The following is a 19,235-nucleotide window of genomic DNA, read 5'->3' as shown; positions in this document are numbered from 1 at the left end:
CCAGTTCAGTGTGCTCGCCCGCCCCGGGTGCGGGCGCGATGTGCGGCTTCGCGGGTGGATTCGGCCGTGGTCGTCACGGCGGCCACACCGTCGTATCCCGGCGGTAGACCAGTCCTATCCCAGCGGTACCGTCCGTGCGTTCGGGTCGGCTCCCAGTGCCGGTCCCGCGGTGTCGTCCCCGGGAGGTCGGGGCGCGTTGGCCGAACCTCGGATCTGCTGGTTCTTGTCTTCGGTGACACAGTACAGATTGGTCGGAATCACCGTTTCGAGCACCTTGGTCGGGCGGATCGGGGTGACCGCGTAGTTGCAGTAGGGCCGCGGGAAGATCGACGCCATGACCCACCACGCACCATCGTGGAACATGTCCTGACTGATGTAGGAGGCGTCGCGGATCGACGGCAGCAGGGTCGCCAGAGCGGGTGCGCGCAGTGCGCCCTGACGCGCGATGTCTGCGACCTGTTGGACCACCCCGGTCAACGGATCTCGGATCTGACTCAGTGAGCCGCTCAGGCTGGTGAGCTGGGCGGGTCCCTTGCCGAGCAACGTGTTGAGTTCTCCGTTCGCGGCAACGGCCGAGTTCACCACTGCACTCGCGCCCGACACCGCCGTCCCCAGGTCGGGCTGGACGTTGGCGGTCGTGGCGAGGATCGTACCGGTCTGCTGGATGAGTTTCGTGGTCTCGGGCAGCACCCGACGCAGGTCGGTGAAGACCGTGCCCGCGGCGTCGAAGAACACTCGGAGTTGATTGGTCTGCCCGGCCTCCGGAGTCAGCGCGGTGTCGAGACTCGACACTGTGGCACGGAGTTTCACGGGGTCTATCTGACTGATGACATTCAACGACGACTCGAGCAACGCCGGGAACGGCGCGGTGACGTGCGTCTGATTGACCTCGATCGTGTCGCCGTCGGTGAAATAGGGACCGCTGCTGGTTGTGGGCGTGAAGTCGACGTACTGCTCGCCCGCCGCCGACAAGCCCAATGCCGATACCAGGGAATTCCGGTTGATCTTGACGTCGTCGTCGATGGTGAGGTTGGCCTGCACCGACTGCGGTTGCACCCGAAGCGACTCGACCTTCCCGATGTTGACGCCGCGGAGCGTCACACGTGAACTGTCCTGTAGTCCACCGGAAATCGGGAAGTTGACCGTGAGGTGGTAGGAGCCCTGCCAGGGGCGCCAACTCAGCGCACCGAACCCGATGTAGGCGAGGCCGACCAGCATGACGACGACCAGCCCGATGTTGCCGAGCAGACTCGAGTGCTTTCGCAACCAGGTGATCATCCGCAGCATCCCTTCGTGCCGCTCAGTTGCGCAAGAACCCGGGTCAGCGTCTGCTCGAGCGACTGCCCACCAGCCTGGAGGTCTTGCAGTTCGGGCAGTCGGCTGGCCGAATCGAACCCGAATCCCGTTGTGAGCCAGTACAACTTTGCTGAACTCGCAACAGAATTGCCTCGAATTGTCTTGGCGAACTTCGGCGTCAGCTCACCCAGATTGCGCGACACCGGCCCGAGAATCGGTGGTATGTCGCGCAATTCGGCGGTCAGGGTTCGCAAACTCCCGACCAGCGAGACGAAGCTGTCGGAATTGCTGCCGAGGAAGTCATTCGTCGCATCGGTGACGCTGTTCGTCTTGTCGAGCGTCGACAAGATCAAGTTCATCTGGTCGTCGATGGTGTCGATCGCCGGGCCGAGCTTGTTGATGGCCGCCATGATCTGCGGTCGACCCGCGGCGAGATCCGCGGTCAGTACGGAGGTGTTGCGGAACGAACGGTCGACCTCGGCGGAGTTGGCGTTCAGTCTGCTGATCGCGGTGGTGAATTCCTTGATGGCGCCCTGCAGATTGCCGGGGCTGCTCGGTCCGCCCGCCACGGCAGCGCTCAGCTCGGTGACGATCTGCTGCAACGACCCCAGCGATCCCCCGTCGACCACTGCGGCCGCGGAGACGAGGATGTCCTCGACGGTCGCCGCAGCCGACGTCGGGCCGGTGAGCACCGTGCCGTCGGCAACAGAGGGACCCGATGCGTTCGCCGGAGGCATGAGAGCGACGAAGACATCACCGAGGGGCGTCGCCTGTCGCAGTTGTGCCCCGGTACCCGCGGGGATCTGCGCGTCGCCTGCGACCTTCATCTGCACGATCGCGGTGTAGTCGCGCACCGCGATGTCGCTGACCTCACCGACGTCGGTGCCGTTCAGTTTCACCTTCGCGCGGGTCGGCAGGTTCAATGCGTTGTCGAAGTGCGCGATGAGCGTCTTGCCGTCGCCGATCCCACCGGGAGCAGGTAGCGGGAGCTGTTCGACGGTGAGGCCGGGCATCGCACTGCAGCCGCACAGTCCGACGGTCGCCGCGACGATCAGCGTGAGGATCGCCGGGACACCACGACGCGCGTCGCGGCGTCGGCGCATTCCGTGCGTCCGACCCGACGGCGTTTGACCCATCTGCGTCCGACCCATCTGCATCCGAGTCATCCGGGTCCGACGCAGCGGCCACAGATGTTCCGCGATCGCGGCGCGCGAGATGGGCGATCGCGGTCTGCCCAGCGTGATCGTGTACTGCCTCATTTGCTCATCTCCAGCAGACTCGAGAACACACCGAGGTCTGGCCCGAAATCCTTGAGCTGACCGGTTCGGCAGCCGTTCTTCTGCAGGTTGATCGACTGGCAGAATTGGTTGAGCGCCTCACCGTCGATCAGCGACTTGTCAAGGAGCACCTGCAAGCGCCACGCGCGTTGCTCCGGCGACACGGTGTTGGCCAGGTTCTGGAACAGCAGCGGCGCGACGTCGACCGTCTCGACCACCTGACGCGAGTAATCGCTCAGATTGCGCACCAGCGCGCTCAGTCTGCCCGTCGAGTCGCTGATGGTCGTCGAGTTGTTGCCGAGGAACTGCGACGTGTTGAGCAACGTCTGATTGAGATCGTCGAGTGTCGCCGTCAGCCCAGGAGCTTGTTGCCCGAGCATTGACGCCACCTGAGTGATCGACGACGAGAACTGCTTCATCTTCGGGTAATTCGCGGTCAACGCGCCGGTGAGCTTCTGCGTGTTCTTGATGATCTGCGTGAGCTGATCTCCGTTGCCTGCGAAGACGTCTGTCGCAGAACCGAGTTGGTTGATGGCCTCGCGGATACGTTCGCCGTTTCCCGACGTCGTTCCCGACGTGATGTCGACCAGATCTGCGATCGGCCCTTCGCCTGCCGTGTCGGTACTCAACGACGACACCAGACGATCGACGGCGTCGAAGAGATCACCGACAGCTACCGGACTACGCCCCTCGTTCTTGAGGACCGCGCCGTCTGTCAGTTTCGGCCCACCGGAGTACGTCGGCGTCAACTCGATATGGCGCGTGGTGACGATCGAGGTGTTCACGATCGCAGGCGTCGCGTCGACCGGGACGGGGATGTTCTTGTCGATGCTGAAGGTCACCTTGACGCGATTGCCTTCTTGCTCAACGGAAGTCACCTGTCCGACTGGCATTCCGAGGACCGCGACGTCGTTGTCCTTGTACAGACCTGCGACGTTGGCGAAGTAGGCGGTCACCTGGATCTGCGACCCGACGGCCACCTTCCAACTGGCCGGGACCAGTGAGCACCCGGAGAGAAGCGCGACAACCAGGACGGTCAGCGCGACGATGATCGTCGGCCTGCGCCAGCGCGGATGCGTGTTCACGTGTCGACTCGTTCCCATGCTCAGCACCCATCCACCACACGCGCGGTACACAGCCAGTTGTCGGGGAAGAGACCCCATGGGAGATATCCCCTGGAATGCGGGCCGTCGGCCATGATGTTGTTCAGCACGCGCGTGGTGACCGGGAGTATCTGCAAGAGCTTGCGCAGATTCTCCTGGTTTTTCTGGAGGCCCTGGCTGATCGTGTTGAGGTTGGCCAGGATCGGCGCGAAGCTGTCGCCGTTCTCGGCGGCGACAGCTCGCGTCTGATCGGTCAGCGCCGCAACGCCGTCGAGCAGTTTGGTCACCAAGGCCTCACGCGCGACGATCTTCTGAGCGAGTTGCCCGCCCTGACCGACGATGACCGCCAAATGCGTCTGGGTGTCGTTCACCACCGTGGTGACGGTGTTCGTGTCGGCGAGCAGTTGGGTGATCTGGTCTTTGCGGTTGGTGATGATCTTCGACATCTCGACCAGCGAGTCGATCGTCGGGCGAGCAAGTGCCGGCGCGTCGGAGAGCTGCGCATTGAGCGTCGTGATGCTCTGCGCCAACGCCTTGTCGTCGACACCGGCGATCACCGGGGTGCCCACTTCGAGGGTCTTCTGCAGGTCGTAGGGCACAGCGGTCTTGGCGATCCGACCGTCGGGCGCAGGTTGCGACGAATTGCCCAGTGACACATCGACGTAGCGCTGACCGAGCAGCGTCGACATCTTGATTTCGGCCGAGCCGTTTGACGTGACATCGACCTCGCGATCGACCTTCATGGTGACCTTGACGTGGTCACGCTCGAGCGAGGTGTCGGCCACCTCTCCGACGTCGATTCCCGCGACGCGCACCTTGTCGCCCGGCCGGATACCTCCCGCCTGCGCGAAATCGGCTGTGTACGACTTCTTTCCGATGTGCGCCTGCCCGATTCCCGTGACCAGCAGAATGAGCGCCACGATCACGGCGGCGCCGATGACGCCGTACCACGTACGACGGTGCCGGCGGAAGCTCCTTCGCATGCGCCCACTCATTGGCACACCGGTGAGTGTTTGGTGCCGCCGATTTTGTTGAGGATTCCCGGCGGGAGTAGGACATTGCCGATCGAGATGTCGAGATCGCATGCGTACACGTTCAGGTACGCCCCCTCCTGCATGGCCTTCGAGAGAAGAGCGAGGAACTTGGGCAGATCGATCACGGTCTGGTCGAGCGCCGCTCCCGCTGAGATCAGCCCATTCGTCGCGTACCTGGTGTTGTTCGCGGCCGCGGCCAGGTCGGTGCGTGACCGACCGAGAACATCGGCGAATCCTGCTGCGGTGCGCCCGACCTGGTCGACGGACTTGCCCAGCGCTGCCGAGTTCGCGTTGAGTTTCTCGATGAGCGACGCGACGCTGGTCACGACCCCGGTGAGCTGACTCTTCTGTACCGAGAGGTCGCGCATCACGCCGCTGAGGTTGTCGATGATCGCTCCGATCACGACGTCGCGGTTGGCCATGTCAGAGGCAAGTTTGCTGATCTGCGCAACGGTGGTGTTCAACGACACGGTGTCGCCCTGGAACGCCTGCACCAAGCCGTTCGACAGTGCGTTGACCTGCTCGGGCTGCAGCGTGTCGAACACCGGCTGGAATCCGGCCAACAACTTCGTGACGTCGAACGAATCCTGCGATGGCTGCTGCAACGTCGATCCGGGAGACAACGGCGCTTCGGACGCGGCGTCGGTGCGCGACAGCGCGAGGTAGCGCTGTCCGACGAGGTTCTGGTATCGAATTGCCGCCTGCGTGGTGGTGAACACCGGCTGGTCCTGTTGCACCTCGAACGTCACCTTGGCGCGTCCGTGGTCGAGATCGATCGACTGGACGCGTCCGACGCGAACCCCGGCCATACGCACGTCGTCGCCGGCGAGGAGCCCCGACGTGTCGTTGAAATAGGCCGAGAAATCCCGTGTCGGGCCCGGCACGGAACGCTCGAGCGTCGAATAGATGATGTAGGTCAACAATAGCGCGACCAGCGCGAAAATGGTGAAGCCTATCAACGGCTTTCGGATCGATCCCTCAACCGCGCTCATCGTCCTCCCCCAGTGCCGTTGCCGTCGCCGTCTCGTTCGAGTGACACCGACTGCACGAGCGGGCCGAGCATCAACGTGTCAGCCGCGCGCGGCGCGCGGTCGAGTGCCGTCGTCAGCGTCCGGTTGTCAGCGCTGGTCGTGACCGCACCCGCCGACGACCGGTCGGCATTCGATCCCTGCTGGTTCGACCCCTGCTGGTTCGATGCAGGCGCGACGAGCAGCGGTCCGGAACTGGTGGGGCCGGTACCTGTTCCCGGTCCGACGCATCCCGGACCACGCGCCTGGCCGTACGGCCCACCGTTGTAGACCGGGCAGTTGGCACGTGAGTAGTGCTGCAGCGCACCGAAACTGATGCCGATGTTGACCTGCACGAGGCCGTTGAGTCCGGTGAACACAGTGACCGCCTTGGCGGCCAGTTGATTCAGCGCGGTGAGCGCCTGCGGAAGCGAGTTCGGCTCGAGTGTCACCGCGCCGATCATCGTGTCCAAATCGGGAACCAACCGCTTGGCCACGTCGCCGTTGCGCGCGAACAGGGTCTGCGCCTGGTCGAGCGTGCCCGACGCCGCGGTGAGGAGCGCGGTGAGGTCACGTTGATGTGATGCGATGGTCATCGCGGGGATGATGCTGCGGCCCAGAGTATTCAGCAATTCGGGCGCCGACTTCGCCAGTCCGAGTACCGAATCGTTGAAGTTGTCGAACCCGGAGGGCGCCCCCGTGGGGAACTGCGCGTTGATGGATTCGAAATATGTCTTGAGTTCGCCGGAGAACATCCCGAACACCGCGCCACCGCCGCGAAGTGCGTCCGCGATGGTGCCGAGCACGGCCGCCAATTGTTCGGGAGGCACAGCCGTCAGCAGCGTCTGCAGATCGTTCTGCGCGTCCTGCAGTTTGATCGTCGCAAGTGACCGGTCGGCTGGAATGGTCGCGCCGTCGGAAAGACGTTCTTGTGCTGGTTGTTCCGGGGCGACGAACTCCACCGAGTTCACGCCGAACAGATTCGACGGCACGGTCCGCGCCGTCACATTGGCCGGAATCCCTTCGGCCTGTGCGGGATCGAGGTCGATGTCGACGACCTTGATCTGTTTGCCCCCCGCCCCCGTCTCGGTGGAGAGCTGCATGGTCTTGACCTCGCCGACGATCAGGCCGTTGTACCGAACGTCCGCGCTGTCGACGAGCCCGTCGCCGATGTCCTCCATCTCGGCGTGCACCCCGACGACCGAGTCGAACGCACCCTGATATCGCATGAACAGGACGACGAACATGATGGCGAGCACGACCACGAAGATCAGTCCGCGCAGGATGTACTGGCGTAGCGACGGGTTGCGTCCGTCGGTGGCGATGTTCATCGGTCTCCCCTCATCCCGATATCCGAACGCCCGACGACATGCCCCAGAAGACGAGCGTCATGATGAGGTTCGCGAAGACGATGACGATGATCGCGAGACGGATCGCGTGGCCCGCCGCAACGCCGACTCCCTCGGGTCCGCCCGACGCGAAATACCCGTAGTAGCACTGGATGAAGGTGGTCAGCAGCACGAAGATGATCACCTTGACGAACGAGAAGAACACGTCCTGCGAGCGGATGAACGAGTCGAAATAGGAGAGGTAGTCACCTGCCCCCTTGCCGCTCTGGAGCTGGAACATGACTTGGCACGCAATGTAGTTCGCGGCCAACGACACCGAGTAGAGCGGCACGATCGCGATCACGGCCGCGAGCATGCGCGTGGTCACGAGATACGGCATCGGCCGAATCGCGATCGACTCGAGGGCGTCGATCTCCTCACTGATCCGCATCGACCCCAGCTGTGCGGTGAACCGACATCCCGACTGCGCGGTGAACGCCGTAGCGGCGAGTAGTGGTCCTATCTCGCGGGTCGTCGCGAAGGCCGAGAGTCCGCCGGTCACCGGTGCCATGCCGAGCAGATTCAGCGCGGTGTAGCCCTCGATACCGACCGTCGCGCCACCCATGACACCGAGGATGAGCATCACCCCGACGGTTCCACCGCCGACGACGATCGCCCCATTGCCCCATGCGACGTCGGAGAGCAGACGCCACACTTCTTTGCGGTAGTGGACGAAGGTCAGCGGCACCGCACCGATCGACCGCACGAGGAACGTGACGAGATGCCCCATCCGGGCGAGCGCGTCGCGGGGTGCGGTGACGACCACCTTGCCCGCGTTGAGCGGACGCAGAACCGGTGCCACATACCGTGATGCAGTCACCTCACACCACCTTTGTCGGGACGAGGAGAGCGAACATCTGCGTGAGAATGACGTTCACCGTGAACAAGAGGAGGACCGAGTTGACGACGGCGGCGTTGACCGAATTCGCCACTCCCGCAGGCCCACCCTTGGTCGACAACCCGCGGTCGCACGCGACGATTGCCACGATCGCCCCGAATATGACCGACTTGATGAGCGCGAACGAGAGGTCGGAGACAGAGGCGAACGATGCGAAGGTTCCGGTATAGCTACCGGGTGTGCCGCCCTGGAAGTACACGTTGAACACGTAGCCGGTGATGAAGCCGACGAAGCACACGAAGCCGCACAGCAGGAAACTCACGACCATCGTCGCGAGGAGTCGCGGCGAGATGAGTCGTTCGATCGGGTTGACGCCCATCACCTTCATCGCATCGATCTCGTCGCGGATCGTCCGCGAGCCGAGGTCGGCGGCGATGGCAGAGCCGACGGCGCCCGCGAGCAATAGCGACGTCACCAGCGGTGCACCCTGGCGAATCACGCCCAGACCGGTTGCCGCGCCGGAGAACGACGTTGCTCCGATCTGTCCGGCGATGTTGCTCACCTGGATCGACACGATGACGCCGATCGGGATCGCGACGAGCAGCGTCGGCAAGACGGACGTGCTGGCCATGAACGCGCACTGACGGATGAACTCCGCGAACGGAAACCGCCTCTTGGCTATGTCGACGAAGAGGGTCCGGAACACCTCGACGAAAAGACCGAGTTGCCGCCCGAACGTGTCGAACGAGGCCACGACATGCTCGCGAAACCACACGGCAGCGCCATTATGACGGGACCTGATGGTCACGCCACGGTCTGGCGCCGTACTCTCCTGCTCCGCGGTTTCACTCATGCCCGACTCTCGATGACAACCACCCCTGCCCGTGCTGTGCGCACCTCCGGTGTCGCGTATGCCGGAGATCATGCCACTGTTGGCACCGCGCCAACAAGCTGTTTATCTTTACCGAACTAACTGCGCGGTAATATACATCGCCCGACCGACGGCATGTGCGATGGGTCACATGGCGGCGAGTCGGCGCTCACGCGCCAGCGGATCTACGGTTGGGCCATGGAGACCACCCCCGGACCCCGCAGCCCTCGCGACGCAGACACCATAGCGACAGGCGCCTCGAGGTCGGAGGAAAACGTTCACAGGAGTTCGCCACAGAGACGGTTCGACCCACCCCGTCTCATCGACGATGTCGAGGTGTGGGCCCCTGCCGCGAGTTCGGTCATTCTCGTGACCGACACACCGGACGCCGACGGCAGTCCGATGACGCCCGTGACCGACGCACCGGGCTGGTGGCGGGTCGACACTGTCGGCGGCGCGGGTTCCGGTGCGGCTTCGCAATCAGGTTCGGAGCCGCAGCGCCGCTACGGCTTCAGAATTTTCCGCGACGCCGCGACTTCGGACGACTCGAGCGCCGACGCCCCGGTGCGTCCGGACCCCAGGTCTGTCCGCCAGCCCGACGGCGTGCACGGTATGTCGGCGTTGCACGTCGTGGACGAATCGATCTGGACCGACGACGAGTGGCACGGACGGTCGGTTCTCGGCGCGATCATCTACGAGCTCCACGTCGGGACGTTCACTCCCGCAGGCACACTCGACTCGGCCATCGACAAACTCGACCACCTCATCGACCTCGGCGTCGACTTCGTCGAACTCATGCCGGTCAATGCGTTCAACGGCGACGTCGGATGGGGATACGACGGCGTCGACTGGTTCGCCGTCCAGGAATCCTACGGTGGCCCCGACGCGCTCGTGCGGTTCGTCGACGCATGCCATGCGCGCGGGATCGGAGTCGTTCTCGACGTCGTCTACAACCATCTCGGGCCGTCGGGAAACTATCTGCCGGAGTACGGGCCGTACCTCAGCGACGGCGCCACCTCGTGGGGCGCCGGACTCAACCTGGCCGGACCGGACTCCGACACCGTGCGCGACTACATCGTCTCCAACGCACTGCGGTGGCTACGCGACTTCCACATCGACGCACTGCGACTCGACGCCGTCCACGCCCTCAACGATCACCGGGCGGTACACATCCTCGAGGAGCTTGCCACCGAAACAGATTCTCTCGCAGCAGAACTCGGCAGACCGCTCTCACTCATCGCCGAGAGCGACCTCAACGACCCCCGTCTGGTCACACCGCGTGATCGTGGCGGCTTCGGGCTGACGGCGCAGTGGGACGACGACATCCACCACGCGATCCACACACTCATATCCGGGGAGCGGCAAGGCTACTACGCCGACTTCGGCAGCTACGACGCGCTGGCAAAGGTGTTGCGGGGCGGCTTCTTTCACGACGGCACCTATTCGTCGTTTCGACGTCGACACCACGGCAGGCCGATACCGACCGACGAGATCGCGGCAGCGACCCTGCTCGCCTACACCTGCAACCACGACCAGATCGGCAACCGCGCCATCGGCGACCGACCGTCGGCCTACCTCGATCCCGGCCAACTCGCCATCAAAGCGGCACTGGTGCTCCTCTCCCCGTTCACCCCCATGCTGTTCATGGGTGAGGAGTGGGCAGCCAGTACCCCGTTCCAGTTCTTCACCTCGCACCCCGAGCCCGAGCTCGGCCGCGCAACCGCCGAGGGACGCAAGGCCGAATTCGCCGAGCACGGTTGGGACAGCGCCGAGATCCCCGATCCGCAATCGCCACAGACGTTTGCCGACTCGAAGCTCGACTGGAGCGAGCCCCGCACCGGAGTCCACGCGCGGGTGCTGGAGTTCTATCGAGCACTCATCGAGCTGCGCAAGACCCGAAACGCGTTCGCCGACAAGTCATTTGCCTCACTCGACGTCGAGTACGACGAGCAGGCCGGCTGGTTCGCGATGCACCGTGGCGACCAGAGCGTTGTCGCGGTGATCGGCGCAGAGCCGACCGACGTGCCGATCCGGCTCGAACCGGCGCTGAGCTGGTCCGACGTCGACATCACCGACGACGGTCTGCACAGCCCCGGCCACAACGTGGTCGTCGGCACCAGAGTTCGGTGACGGCCACGTCAGCCCGGTTCAGGTCAGGTAGTTGTACGCCGACGAACCCGGTTCGAGCCGCTCACAGTTGAGTCGGGAATGCGACATCCGCTCCATGAGGTCGGCGAGCCCCTCTGGTGAACCGAGTTCGATGCCGACGAGCGCCGCACCTGTCTCGCGGTTGTTGCGTTTGACGTATTCGAACACCGTGATGTCGTCGTCGGGACCGAGGACTTCATCGAGGAACCTGCGCAGTGCGCCTGGCTCCTGCGGGAAGTCGACGAGGAAGTAGTGCTTGAGTCCCTTGTGGACGAGGGACCGTTCGATGATCTCGTTGTACCGCGACACGTCGTTGTTGCCGCCGGAGATCAGGCAGACGACGTCGGCGTCGGCAGGCAGTGACAGTCTCGACAGCCCGGTGACGGCCAGCGCACCCGCGGGCTCGGCGATGATCCCCTCGTTCTGGTACAGGTCGAGCATCTCCGAACAGATCGCGCCCTCGTCGACGTGGGTGATGTGAGTGGTACCCGGCGTCACGACCAGCGGATCGTCGACGGATAGCACCGGCACGTGCGAAGTTCCGCCCTGCCGCGCGACCTGCCGTCGTACCTCGGGATGGTCGGCGACGGTCGCGCCCATCGAGGCGAGTACGCGGTGACCGAGTGCGCCGATCCGCTTGACCGCAGCACCGTCGACGAACGGGTCGATCGCGTCGAGCGTGACCGGCCCTCCCGCCACGAGCGCGGCGGACAGCGATGCCGCACCGTGTGGTTCGACGCCGATGATCGCGACGTCGTCGGATTTCGACCGCAGGTAGGTGGCGATGCCCGCCAGACAACCACCTCCGCCGACCGGAAGGACGACGACGTCGGGAACCCTGCCGAGCTGCTCGACGATTTCCACCGCACTGGTGCCCTGGCCGGCTGCGGTCCGCGGGTCGTCGAATGCGTGAATCCACGCGGCACCGGTCCGGATCACATCGTCCTGCGCAGCCGCCGCGGCAGCGTCGTAGGTGTCGCCGACCGCGATGAGTTCGACGAATTCGCCTCCGTGCCAACGGATACGGTCGCGTTTCTGCTTGGGCGTCGTGGTGGGTACGTAGATGCGCCCCGGCACCTTCATCGTGCGGCAGGCATAGGCGACGCCCTGCGCGTGGTTGCCCGCACTAGCCGCGACGACGCCCGGCGCGAGCTCGTCCTCGGACAACAGCGACATGGTGTTGTACGCGCCGCGGATCTTGTAGGACCGAACGGTTTGCAGGTCTTCGCGCTTCACATGGATACGAGCGCCGTACGCCTCCGAAATACGCGGTACGGCCTCGAGCGGGGTACGAGTGACCGCGGGCGAAATTCGCTCGACAGCCGCTTCGATCGCGTCGGCGGAGAGCTGCTGATCCGACGCTGTGGGCTGCGAATTGTCGATTCCGAGGTGTTGCGTACTCACCCTCTTATGGTCTCACCTCACGAAATCCCTCGTCGCGCGACCCGACCGACGTAGCATCGGTGGCGTCCACCCATTTCGCCGCGCGTCGTCGACACGCCGTCGTCCAGCACAGTGGCGACACCCTCACCGCATCGCGGCGGACGACAAGCAGGAGGTCGGCATGCTCCGACACCGCGTTCTGACACCATCCCTTCGGACGGCAACTCTGCGGCGGACCACCGCTCTTGCCACCGCCTGCGCAGCAGCCTGCGCGACGGTGATCGTCACCGCCGTCACAGGCACCGGTACCGCGGATGCCGCGGCGCCGTGTCCGGGTGGCGCCGCACCGGCACGGCTCGTCGGCACCGTCCCCGGAGCAGCGTTGGAGGGATTGACCGTCGATTCGCGCGGACGGCTCTACACCACCGACCTCGTGAGCGGTCGGGTGTTCCGACTCGATCGGCCCGGCGCGGGTGCCGTGCCGATAGCCAAGGTCCCCTCCGGTGGCGCAGGAGCACTCGCGTGGACCCCGGACGGCACGCTCCTCGTCGGCTACGGGTCGGACCCACGCGTGTTCCTCGGCGATGCGATCCGTCCCGGCGCGATTGCACGGCTCGACGTCAACAGCCTGGCCCTGCGCCCATGGGTCGGCGGCCTCTCCGCAGCCGACGGGATGGACGTGTCGGCACGTGGAAATGTGTACGCCACCAACGACTTCGGCAATTTGGTCGGACGCATCACGCCCACCGGGGCCGTCCAGGCCAACTGGGCTTCGATTCCGAGCGCGAACGGCGCCGTTCTCAATCGTGACGACAGCTTCCTGTACGTGTCGCGCACGTTCAGCAATCCGGGAGTCAGCCGGATCTCCACCGGCAATCCCCGTGTCGTGCAGAGTCTGTTGACGCTCGGCGGGGCGGACACGCTCGCAGCACCAGACGGATTGACACTCGACGCCGCCGACCGTCCGGTGGTTCCGTTCAACGCGAGTGGTCAGATCGTGCGGATCACCTCGCCCGGACGCTACTGCGTTCTCGCGAGCGGCCTACCGCTGTCGAGCGTGGTGTCTTACGGGCGTTCCGCGAGCGGCTTCTCGGCCGGACATCTGTACCGGGCGGGCTTCGACGGCCGGATCTTCGAGATCCCGAGTGGCTACTCGGCCGGATCGGTAGCGGCGTTCCCCGGCCGTTGAGCTGACTGGCGCGTGAGGCTCGCGGCGACGATCCACACGGCGACGCCTGCTGCCGCCGACGACCACGCGGCGATCTCGGGCGAACGGGTCACGACGAGGGCGATCAACGCGACCACGGTGGCCGCCACCGCGGCGTACAGCTTGTGGACGGGCCAGCTCACGCCGGCGATGTCGACGGTGTGGCCGTGACCGGTTGCGTGTCCGCGGTGAGCTCCGTTGGACTCGATCAGGACTGTCATCGGATACCTCGCAACGATTCGGCTGGCGGTTCGTCTACCCGTTCGGGTTGGCTTTGCGTCGAGTATAGACATACCCGCGAGAAAATGTTCGGTGAGCCGAAACCTTGCGGCCCGACATGCCTGGAACCACTGGTCAGCCGGTGTTCTCGCCCTCGTCATGTCCTCGTTCTTATCCGTCAGCGTCCGTCGCGCAGGGTGTCGAAGAGTTCGTGATAGGGCCCGACAAGATACGCGGTGTCTTCTGCGGCGAGGCGATCGTCGCGGCGGGGATGCACGATGGTGTCGGTGCCCCGGACGATGGCGATGATGCGTGTGCGCGTCGGCAGGTCGGCCATGGTCATGCCGTCGAGTGGGCTGCCTGCGCGGATGAACAATCCACCGACCATGAATGAGCGCTGTCCGACGGAGAATGTCGAGATCACCTGCAGGCCCAGGGCCGCCCCGATGAACCACGGCGCCGCGAGGTCGACGGTCGATCGGACGTTCTGGAATCCGAATCGATGCGCGACAGCCGTGCCGAGCGAATGGTCGTAGACGCGCATGACGACGGGGACCCCCGGTCGGCCGTCGACGCCGCGAGACCATCGTGCGCCGAGTAGTTCGCGGAGCACGATGCCGCTCTCGATGTTCACCATGTCGTCGTGGGTCAGCACTGCCACGGCCCGCGCCCGCGCGAGACCGGCGTCGTGCAGAGTGTCGCGGAGGGTCGCATCACCGAACACGACCGGAATGTCGAGTTCTGCTGCCGCACCGAGGTAACGGTTGTCGTCGTTGCGCTCGACGACCGCGACCGGGTGACCGAGCGCTACGAGGTCGGTCGCGACCCGGATACCGAATGAGCCGAGACCCACCACGATCACATGGCCCGACATCTGGCTCGCGCGCCGTCGTCCGGCCGATGTCTCGATACGACGCGACAGGAGCAGGTCGGCGATGAACGCCATGAGGATCGCCGTCGTGGTGATACCCGCGAACATCAACACGATCGCGAAGAGACGCAGCCACGTCGGCTGTCCGACGAAGCTGAAGTCGCCGTAGCCGACGGTCGCGATGGTTTCGGTGGAGAAGTAGAGGGCGTCGACGAAGCTCATTCCCGGTCGGTGGTAGGTGAAGCGCAGCAGCACCGTGGCGCCCAGCAACAGGGCAAACGAGACACCGAGTGCACGAAACAGGTTGGGATTCACGTCGTCTCGGAACGCACGGAGTCCGCCGAGTAGACGCATCGAGACGGGGCGGTAGCGTCGACGGTGCACACGCTCGGGATCGCCGTTGACTGCGATGCTCTGGTCCGACAACTCGTCGACGGTGCCGATCATTGCGACCCAGTCTCCCGCTGTCACAGCCAGATCGCGTCCGGGACAGGGAACCACCTCCCCCGGCTCGGCGCTGTGCTCACCGCGCAGCACGGCGACGGGAGCGAGATCGCCGTAGAGCTCGCGCAACGTGGCGTCGCGGGGCGCGTAGTCGCCCGCGACGAGGAAGTCGTTGCCCGCCACGGGAATCGGGTGTGTGGTGCGGCCCAAGCACGCCTCGACCACCGACGGACCCGCGAGTTCTGCAACATCGAGCACCGCCCCCGGACCGTTGCCGAGCGCGACCGCGTCGCGTAGGACACCGCTCGACAGGTTGGTCACGACGCGCACCTCGGCGCTGAGTTGACGTGTCAGAAGGGCGATCTCGAGGTTGAGCGCGTCGTCGGAACCCGCACAGACGACGGCCGCGGCGGTCTCGACGCCGACGTCCGGCAGTTCTGCCGGGTCGTGCAACGACACGATGGTCGCTCCCGCGAGCCGTAGTTCTTCGGTGATGCGCTCGGTGAGGGCGTCATCGCCGTGCACGATGATGTGGCCGGGCATTGATGGAGCGTACCCGCGTTGCTCAGCCCAGGCAGGTCGGCCCGAGTAGCGCCTTCAGGTCGCCCATCAACGCCGAACTGGGCGTGACGCGCAACGACTCGGTCAGCTTCAGCACCGTCGACCGCTCGTCGCTGACCAGCGTGACGTGCACGTCGGCCGGGCCCGGATGTCGGGTGAGCACCTGCTTGAGTGCCTGCACGCGGTCAGGTGTGCAGGCGCGAGCCGCAAGTGTCAGTGCGACCGGTTTGGTGGCCCCCGCGGCATTGAGATCGGGAACGGCGAGGTCGTTGGCGCTGATCATCATCGAGTCGTCGCGCATGTTGACGCGCGCCTTCACCAACACGATGTTGTCGGCGACGATGTCCATCCCGTACGTCTGGAACGCGCGCGGGAAGAAGTAGACCTCGACGCCACCGACCATGTCCTCGAGCGTGACGGCCGCCCACGGCTCGCCCTTCTTGTTCACCCTGCGGGTCACCGACGAGATGATGCCACCGATGGTGATCTGCGCGCCGTCGGAGATGTTGCCCTCGAGCAACTGCGTGATCGAGGTGTCGGTCTGGGCCGCGATCGCGTGCTCGACGCCGCTGAGCGGATGCCCGGACACGTAGAGCCCCAGCATCTCTCGTTCGAGTGCGAGCTTGTGTTTGGAATCCCACTCCTGGTCGGGCACCTTGACCGCGAACACCTCGGCCATGGTGTCGTCGGCACCGCCGCCTGCGTCGCCGAAGAGGTCGAACTGTCCGATCGCTTCGGCTTTTTTGGTGCCGATGACCGACTCGACCGCCTCGACATGGATCAGGAACAGGCCCTTACGGGGATGGTCGAGCGAATCGAATGCGCCCGCCTTCACCAACGACTCGGTGACCTTCTTGTTGCACGCCGTGACATCGATCTTGTTGAGGTAGTCGGAGAAACTGGTGAACTTCCCCTTCTCATCGCGCGCGGCGAGGATCGACGACACGACACCTGACCCGACGTTGCGGATCGCGGCGAGGCCGAAGCGGATGTCGGTTCCGACTGCGGCGAAGTTGTGCTGCGACTCGTTGACGTCCGGCGGGAGCACCGTGATGCCCAGCTTGCGGCAGTCGGCGAGATAGATGGCTGCTTTGTCTTTGTCGTCGCCGACGGAGGTGAGCAGCCCGGCCATGTATTCGGCCGGGTAGTTCGCCTTGAGGTAGGCGGTCCAGAAGGAGACCAGACCGTAGCCCGCCGCGTGCGACTTGTTGAACGCGTAGCCGGCGAAGGGCAACACCGTGTCCCACAGGGCGGTGATGGCGGCCTGGGAGAAGCCGTTGTTGCGCATCCCCTCTGCGAAGCCGTCGTAGGCCTCGTCGAGGATCTCCTTTTTCTTCTTACCCATCGCGCGGCGCAGCAGGTCTGCTTGGCCGAGCGAGTAGCCCGCCACCTTCTGAGCGATCTGCATGATCTGCTCTTGGTAGACGATCAGACCGTAGGTCTCGGCCAGAATTTCCTTGAGCGGCTCTTCGAGCTCGGGATGGATCGGCTTGATCTGCTGCAGCCCATTTTTACGCTTGGCGTAGTCGGTGTGCGCGTTCACGCCCATGGGTCCCGGGCGATACAGCGCGAGCACGGCGACGATGTCCTCGAAGCCGGTGGGCTGCATCATCTTCAGCAGTTCGCGCATCGCCGCGCCGTCGAGCTGGAACACACCGAGGGTGTCGCCCTTGGCGAGCAGCTCGTAGGTCTTGGTGTCTTCGAGCGGCAGGGTGTCGAGGTCGAGATCGATGCCACGGTTGAGCTTGATGTTCTCGAGCGCGTCGCCGATGACCGTCAGGTTGCGCAGTCCGAGGAAGTCCATCTTCAACAGACCGATGGCCTCACACGACGGGTAGTCCCAGCCGGTGATGATCGCGCCGTCCTGTGCGCGCTTCCACACCGGAATCGCGTCGGTCAGCGGTTCGGACGACATGATCACCGCACACGCGTGAACGCCCGCGTTACGGATCAGACCTTCGAGGCCGATCGCGGTGTCGTAGATCTTCTTGACGTCGGGATCGGTCTCGATGAGGGTGCGAACCTCTGTGGCCTCACCGAACCGCTCATGTTCGGGGTTCGTGATACCCCACACCGGGATGTCCTTGGCCATGATCGGCGGCGGCAACGCCTTGGTGATGCGGTCGGCGATGGCAAAGCCGGGCTGGCCGAACTGAACTCGCGCGGAGTCCTTGATCGCAGCCTTGGTCTTGATCGTTCCGAATGTGATGACCTGGGCGACCTTGTCGCTGCCCCACCGGTCGGTGGCGTAGCGAACCATCTCGCCGCGCCGACGGTCGTCGAAGTCGATATCGATATCGGGCATCGACACACGCTCGGGGTTGAGGAATCGCTCGAACAGCAGTCCGTGCGGGATCGGGTCGATGTTGGTGATCCCGAGCGCCCACGCGACCAGCGAGCCCGCCGCGGAACCACGGCCGGGGCCGACGCGGATACCCACCTCGTGGGCGTGCCGGATGAGGTCGCCGACCACGAGGAAGTAGGCGGGGAAACCCATCTGGATGATGACGTCGAGTTCGTAGTTGGCGCGACGCAGGTAGTCCTCCGGCACCTCGACGCCGGGGAAACGACGCTCGGCGAGACCGTTGGCGACCTCTTTGCGCAGCCACGTCTGCTGCGATTCGCCGTCGGGGACCGGGAAGATCGGCATACGGTCGCGGTGGGTGAAGACGTCGGCGTAGGACTGCACCCGCTCGCCGATCTCGAGGGTGTTGTCACAGGCCCCCGGGATGACCGAGTCCCACTGGGCTCGCATCTCGTCGGCGGACTTCAGGTAGTAGCCGTCACCGTCGAACTTGAATCGCGTCGGGTCGGTCAGGGTCTTACCGGTCTGCACACACAGCAGCGCCTCGTGGCTCGCGGCGTGGTCTTTGGTGACGTAGTGGCAGTCGTTGGTGACGATCGGCTTGATGCCGAGTTTGCGGCCGATGTCGAGCAGGCCGTCGCGGACCCGGCGTTCGATCTCGAGTCCGTGTTCCATCAGCTCGAGGTAGAAGTTCTCCTTACCGAAGATCTCCTGCCATTTGGCGGCGGCTTCGAGGGCTTCGCGGTCATGACCGAGGCGGAGACGGGTCTGGACCTCGCCGGACGGGCACCCTGTGGTGGCGATGATTCCCTCGGCGTGTTCGGTGATGAGGTCGGCATCCATTCGGGCCCACTTGCCGAGCTGGCCCTCGATGGACGCCAGCGACGACAGCTTGAACAGGTTACGCAGACCGGTCGCGTTCTCGGCGACCATCGTCATGTGGGTGTAGGCACCCGAACCCGAGACGTCGTCGCCCTTCTGATCGCGCGTACCCCACTGGATGCGTTTGGTGTTGAAACGCGACTCCGGTGCGATGTACGCCTCGATGCCGATGATCGGCTTGATCTCGTTCTTGATCGCGGTGTTGTAGAACTCACTCGCACCGAACATGTTGCCGTGGTCGGTCATCCCGATCGCGGTCATGCCCAGGCGTTTGGCCTCCGCGAACAGGGGCGACACCTTTGCTGCACCGTCGAGCATCGAATACTCGGTGTGGTTGTGCAGGTGGACAAACGAACCGGCCACGGATGCCTCTCACCTCGAAGGAACGTTCCGAACGGAAC

The 19,235-nt window shown here is 64.7% G+C and carries 14 protein-coding genes; 2 read left to right on the top strand and 12 right to left on the bottom strand.

What is annotated here, in order from left to right; genetic code table 11:
- Positions 1-114 precede the first annotated feature (114 nt).
- The 8 genes from A5785_RS03355 to A5785_RS03320 all read right to left on the bottom strand — a co-directional run bounded on the left by A5785_RS03355 (position 115) and on the right by A5785_RS03320 (position 8,796).
- Positions 115-1,287 (bottom strand): MlaD family protein, encoded by a 1,173-nt coding sequence (locus A5785_RS03355; protein WP_049698214.1) that lies wholly within the window; start codon positions 1,285-1,287, stop codon positions 115-117.
- Positions 1,275-2,447 carry an MlaD family protein gene (locus A5785_RS03350; RefSeq protein ID WP_414651968.1) on the bottom strand — a complete coding sequence of 391 codons (1,173 nt, stop codon included), beginning with the start codon at positions 2,445-2,447 and terminating at the stop codon, positions 1,275-1,277. Before A5785_RS03350 ends, A5785_RS03355 begins: the two co-directional genes overlap by 13 nt.
- Positions 2,448-2,551: 104 nt before the next feature.
- Positions 2,552-3,685: an MCE family protein gene (locus A5785_RS03345; protein ID WP_082938076.1), complete on the bottom strand. Its 1,134-nt coding sequence runs from the start codon at positions 3,683-3,685 to the stop codon at positions 2,552-2,554.
- Positions 3,679-4,659 carry an MCE family protein gene (locus tag A5785_RS03340; protein WP_064864557.1) on the bottom strand — a complete coding sequence of 327 codons (981 nt, stop codon included), beginning with the start codon at positions 4,657-4,659 and terminating at the stop codon, positions 3,679-3,681. The genes A5785_RS03345 and A5785_RS03340 overlap by 7 nt, the downstream gene beginning before the upstream one ends.
- Positions 4,660-4,667: 8 nt before the next feature.
- Positions 4,668-5,702, bottom strand: coding sequence for an MCE family protein (locus A5785_RS03335; protein WP_049698215.1), 1,035 nt, complete (start codon positions 5,700-5,702; stop codon positions 4,668-4,670).
- Positions 5,699-7,048 (bottom strand): MlaD family protein, encoded by a 1,350-nt coding sequence (locus tag A5785_RS03330; protein ID WP_049698216.1) that lies wholly within the window; start codon positions 7,046-7,048, stop codon positions 5,699-5,701. Before A5785_RS03330 ends, A5785_RS03335 begins: the two co-directional genes overlap by 4 nt.
- A gap of 10 nt (positions 7,049-7,058) precedes the next feature.
- The gene (locus tag A5785_RS03325) at positions 7,059-7,925 is read right to left on the bottom strand and encodes an MlaE family ABC transporter permease (RefSeq protein ID WP_049698217.1); all 867 of its coding nucleotides are present in this window, start codon (positions 7,923-7,925) and stop codon (positions 7,059-7,061) included.
- A gap of 1 nt (position 7,926) precedes the next feature.
- Entirely contained in the window at positions 7,927-8,796 is an 870-nt protein-coding gene (locus tag A5785_RS03320; RefSeq protein WP_152930027.1) for an MlaE family ABC transporter permease, read from the bottom strand.
- Positions 8,797-9,012: 216 nt separating this feature from the next.
- On the opposite strand from A5785_RS03320, the gene treZ reads away from it, so the two are divergent.
- Positions 9,013-10,944, top strand: coding sequence for a malto-oligosyltrehalose trehalohydrolase (gene treZ, locus A5785_RS03315; RefSeq protein ID WP_082938080.1), 1,932 nt, complete (start codon positions 9,013-9,015; stop codon positions 10,942-10,944).
- Between the two features lie 18 nt (positions 10,945-10,962).
- Here treZ and ilvA read toward each other — a convergent pair whose 3' ends face one another.
- Positions 10,963-12,366 carry a threonine ammonia-lyase IlvA gene (gene ilvA / locus A5785_RS03310; protein ID WP_082938075.1) on the bottom strand — a complete coding sequence of 468 codons (1,404 nt, stop codon included), beginning with the start codon at positions 12,364-12,366 and terminating at the stop codon, positions 10,963-10,965.
- Between the two features lie 160 nt (positions 12,367-12,526).
- Between ilvA and A5785_RS03305 the strand changes: the two genes are divergently transcribed.
- Positions 12,527-13,534, top strand: a complete 1,008-nt coding sequence (locus tag A5785_RS03305; RefSeq protein WP_049698219.1) for an SMP-30/gluconolactonase/LRE family protein — start codon at positions 12,527-12,529, stop codon at positions 13,532-13,534.
- Here A5785_RS03305 and A5785_RS03300 read toward each other — a convergent pair.
- The 3 genes from A5785_RS03300 to dnaE all read right to left on the bottom strand — a co-directional run bounded on the left by A5785_RS03300 (position 13,495) and on the right by dnaE (position 19,197).
- Complete coding sequence (locus A5785_RS03300) at positions 13,495-13,773, bottom strand: hypothetical protein (RefSeq protein WP_049698220.1); 279 nt, start codon at positions 13,771-13,773, stop codon at positions 13,495-13,497. The genes A5785_RS03305 and A5785_RS03300 overlap by 40 nt on opposite strands.
- A gap of 176 nt (positions 13,774-13,949) precedes the next feature.
- Entirely contained in the window at positions 13,950-15,629 is a 1,680-nt protein-coding gene (locus tag A5785_RS03295) for an NAD-binding protein (protein WP_049698221.1), read from the bottom strand.
- Between the two features lie 22 nt (positions 15,630-15,651).
- Positions 15,652-19,197, bottom strand: coding sequence for a DNA polymerase III subunit alpha (dnaE, locus tag A5785_RS03290; RefSeq protein ID WP_082938074.1), 3,546 nt, complete (start codon positions 19,195-19,197; stop codon positions 15,652-15,654).
- Between the last annotated feature and the right edge of the window lie 38 nt (positions 19,198-19,235).

The organism is Gordonia sp. 852002-50395_SCH5434458, from assembly GCF_001665905.1.
Classification (GTDB): Bacteria; Actinomycetota; Actinomycetes; order Mycobacteriales; family Mycobacteriaceae; genus Gordonia; species Gordonia jacobaea.
Note: the sequence above shows the minus strand (reverse complement) of the source record. Positions and strands in the feature narration are given on the sequence as shown.

Excerpts from the sequence above, each read along its gene's own strand:
- A5785_RS03355 (WP_049698214.1), bottom strand. The coding sequence starts at position 1,287 with ATGCTGCGGATGATCACCTGGTTGCGAAAGCACTCGAGTCTGCTCGGC.
- A5785_RS03350 (WP_414651968.1), bottom strand. The coding sequence starts at position 2,447 with ATGGGTCGGACGCAGATGGGTCAAACGCCGTCGGGTCGGACGCACGGA.
- A5785_RS03340 (WP_064864557.1), bottom strand. The coding sequence starts at position 4,659 with ATGCGAAGGAGCTTCCGCCGGCACCGTCGTACGTGGTACGGCGTCATC.
- A5785_RS03335 (WP_049698215.1), bottom strand. The coding sequence starts at position 5,702 with ATGAGCGCGGTTGAGGGATCGATCCGAAAGCCGTTGATAGGCTTCACC.
- A5785_RS03330 (WP_049698216.1), bottom strand. The coding sequence starts at position 7,048 with ATGAACATCGCCACCGACGGACGCAACCCGTCGCTACGCCAGTACATC.
- A5785_RS03320 (WP_152930027.1), bottom strand. The coding sequence starts at position 8,796 with ATGAGTGAAACCGCGGAGCAGGAGAGTACGGCGCCAGACCGTGGCGTG.
- treZ (WP_082938080.1), top strand. The coding sequence starts at position 9,013 with ATGGAGACCACCCCCGGACCCCGCAGCCCTCGCGACGCAGACACCATA.
- A5785_RS03305 (WP_049698219.1), top strand. The coding sequence starts at position 12,527 with ATGCTCCGACACCGCGTTCTGACACCATCCCTTCGGACGGCAACTCTG.
- A5785_RS03300 (WP_049698220.1), bottom strand. The coding sequence starts at position 13,773 with ATGACAGTCCTGATCGAGTCCAACGGAGCTCACCGCGGACACGCAACC.
- A5785_RS03295 (WP_049698221.1), bottom strand. The coding sequence starts at position 15,629 with ATGCCCGGCCACATCATCGTGCACGGCGATGACGCCCTCACCGAGCGC.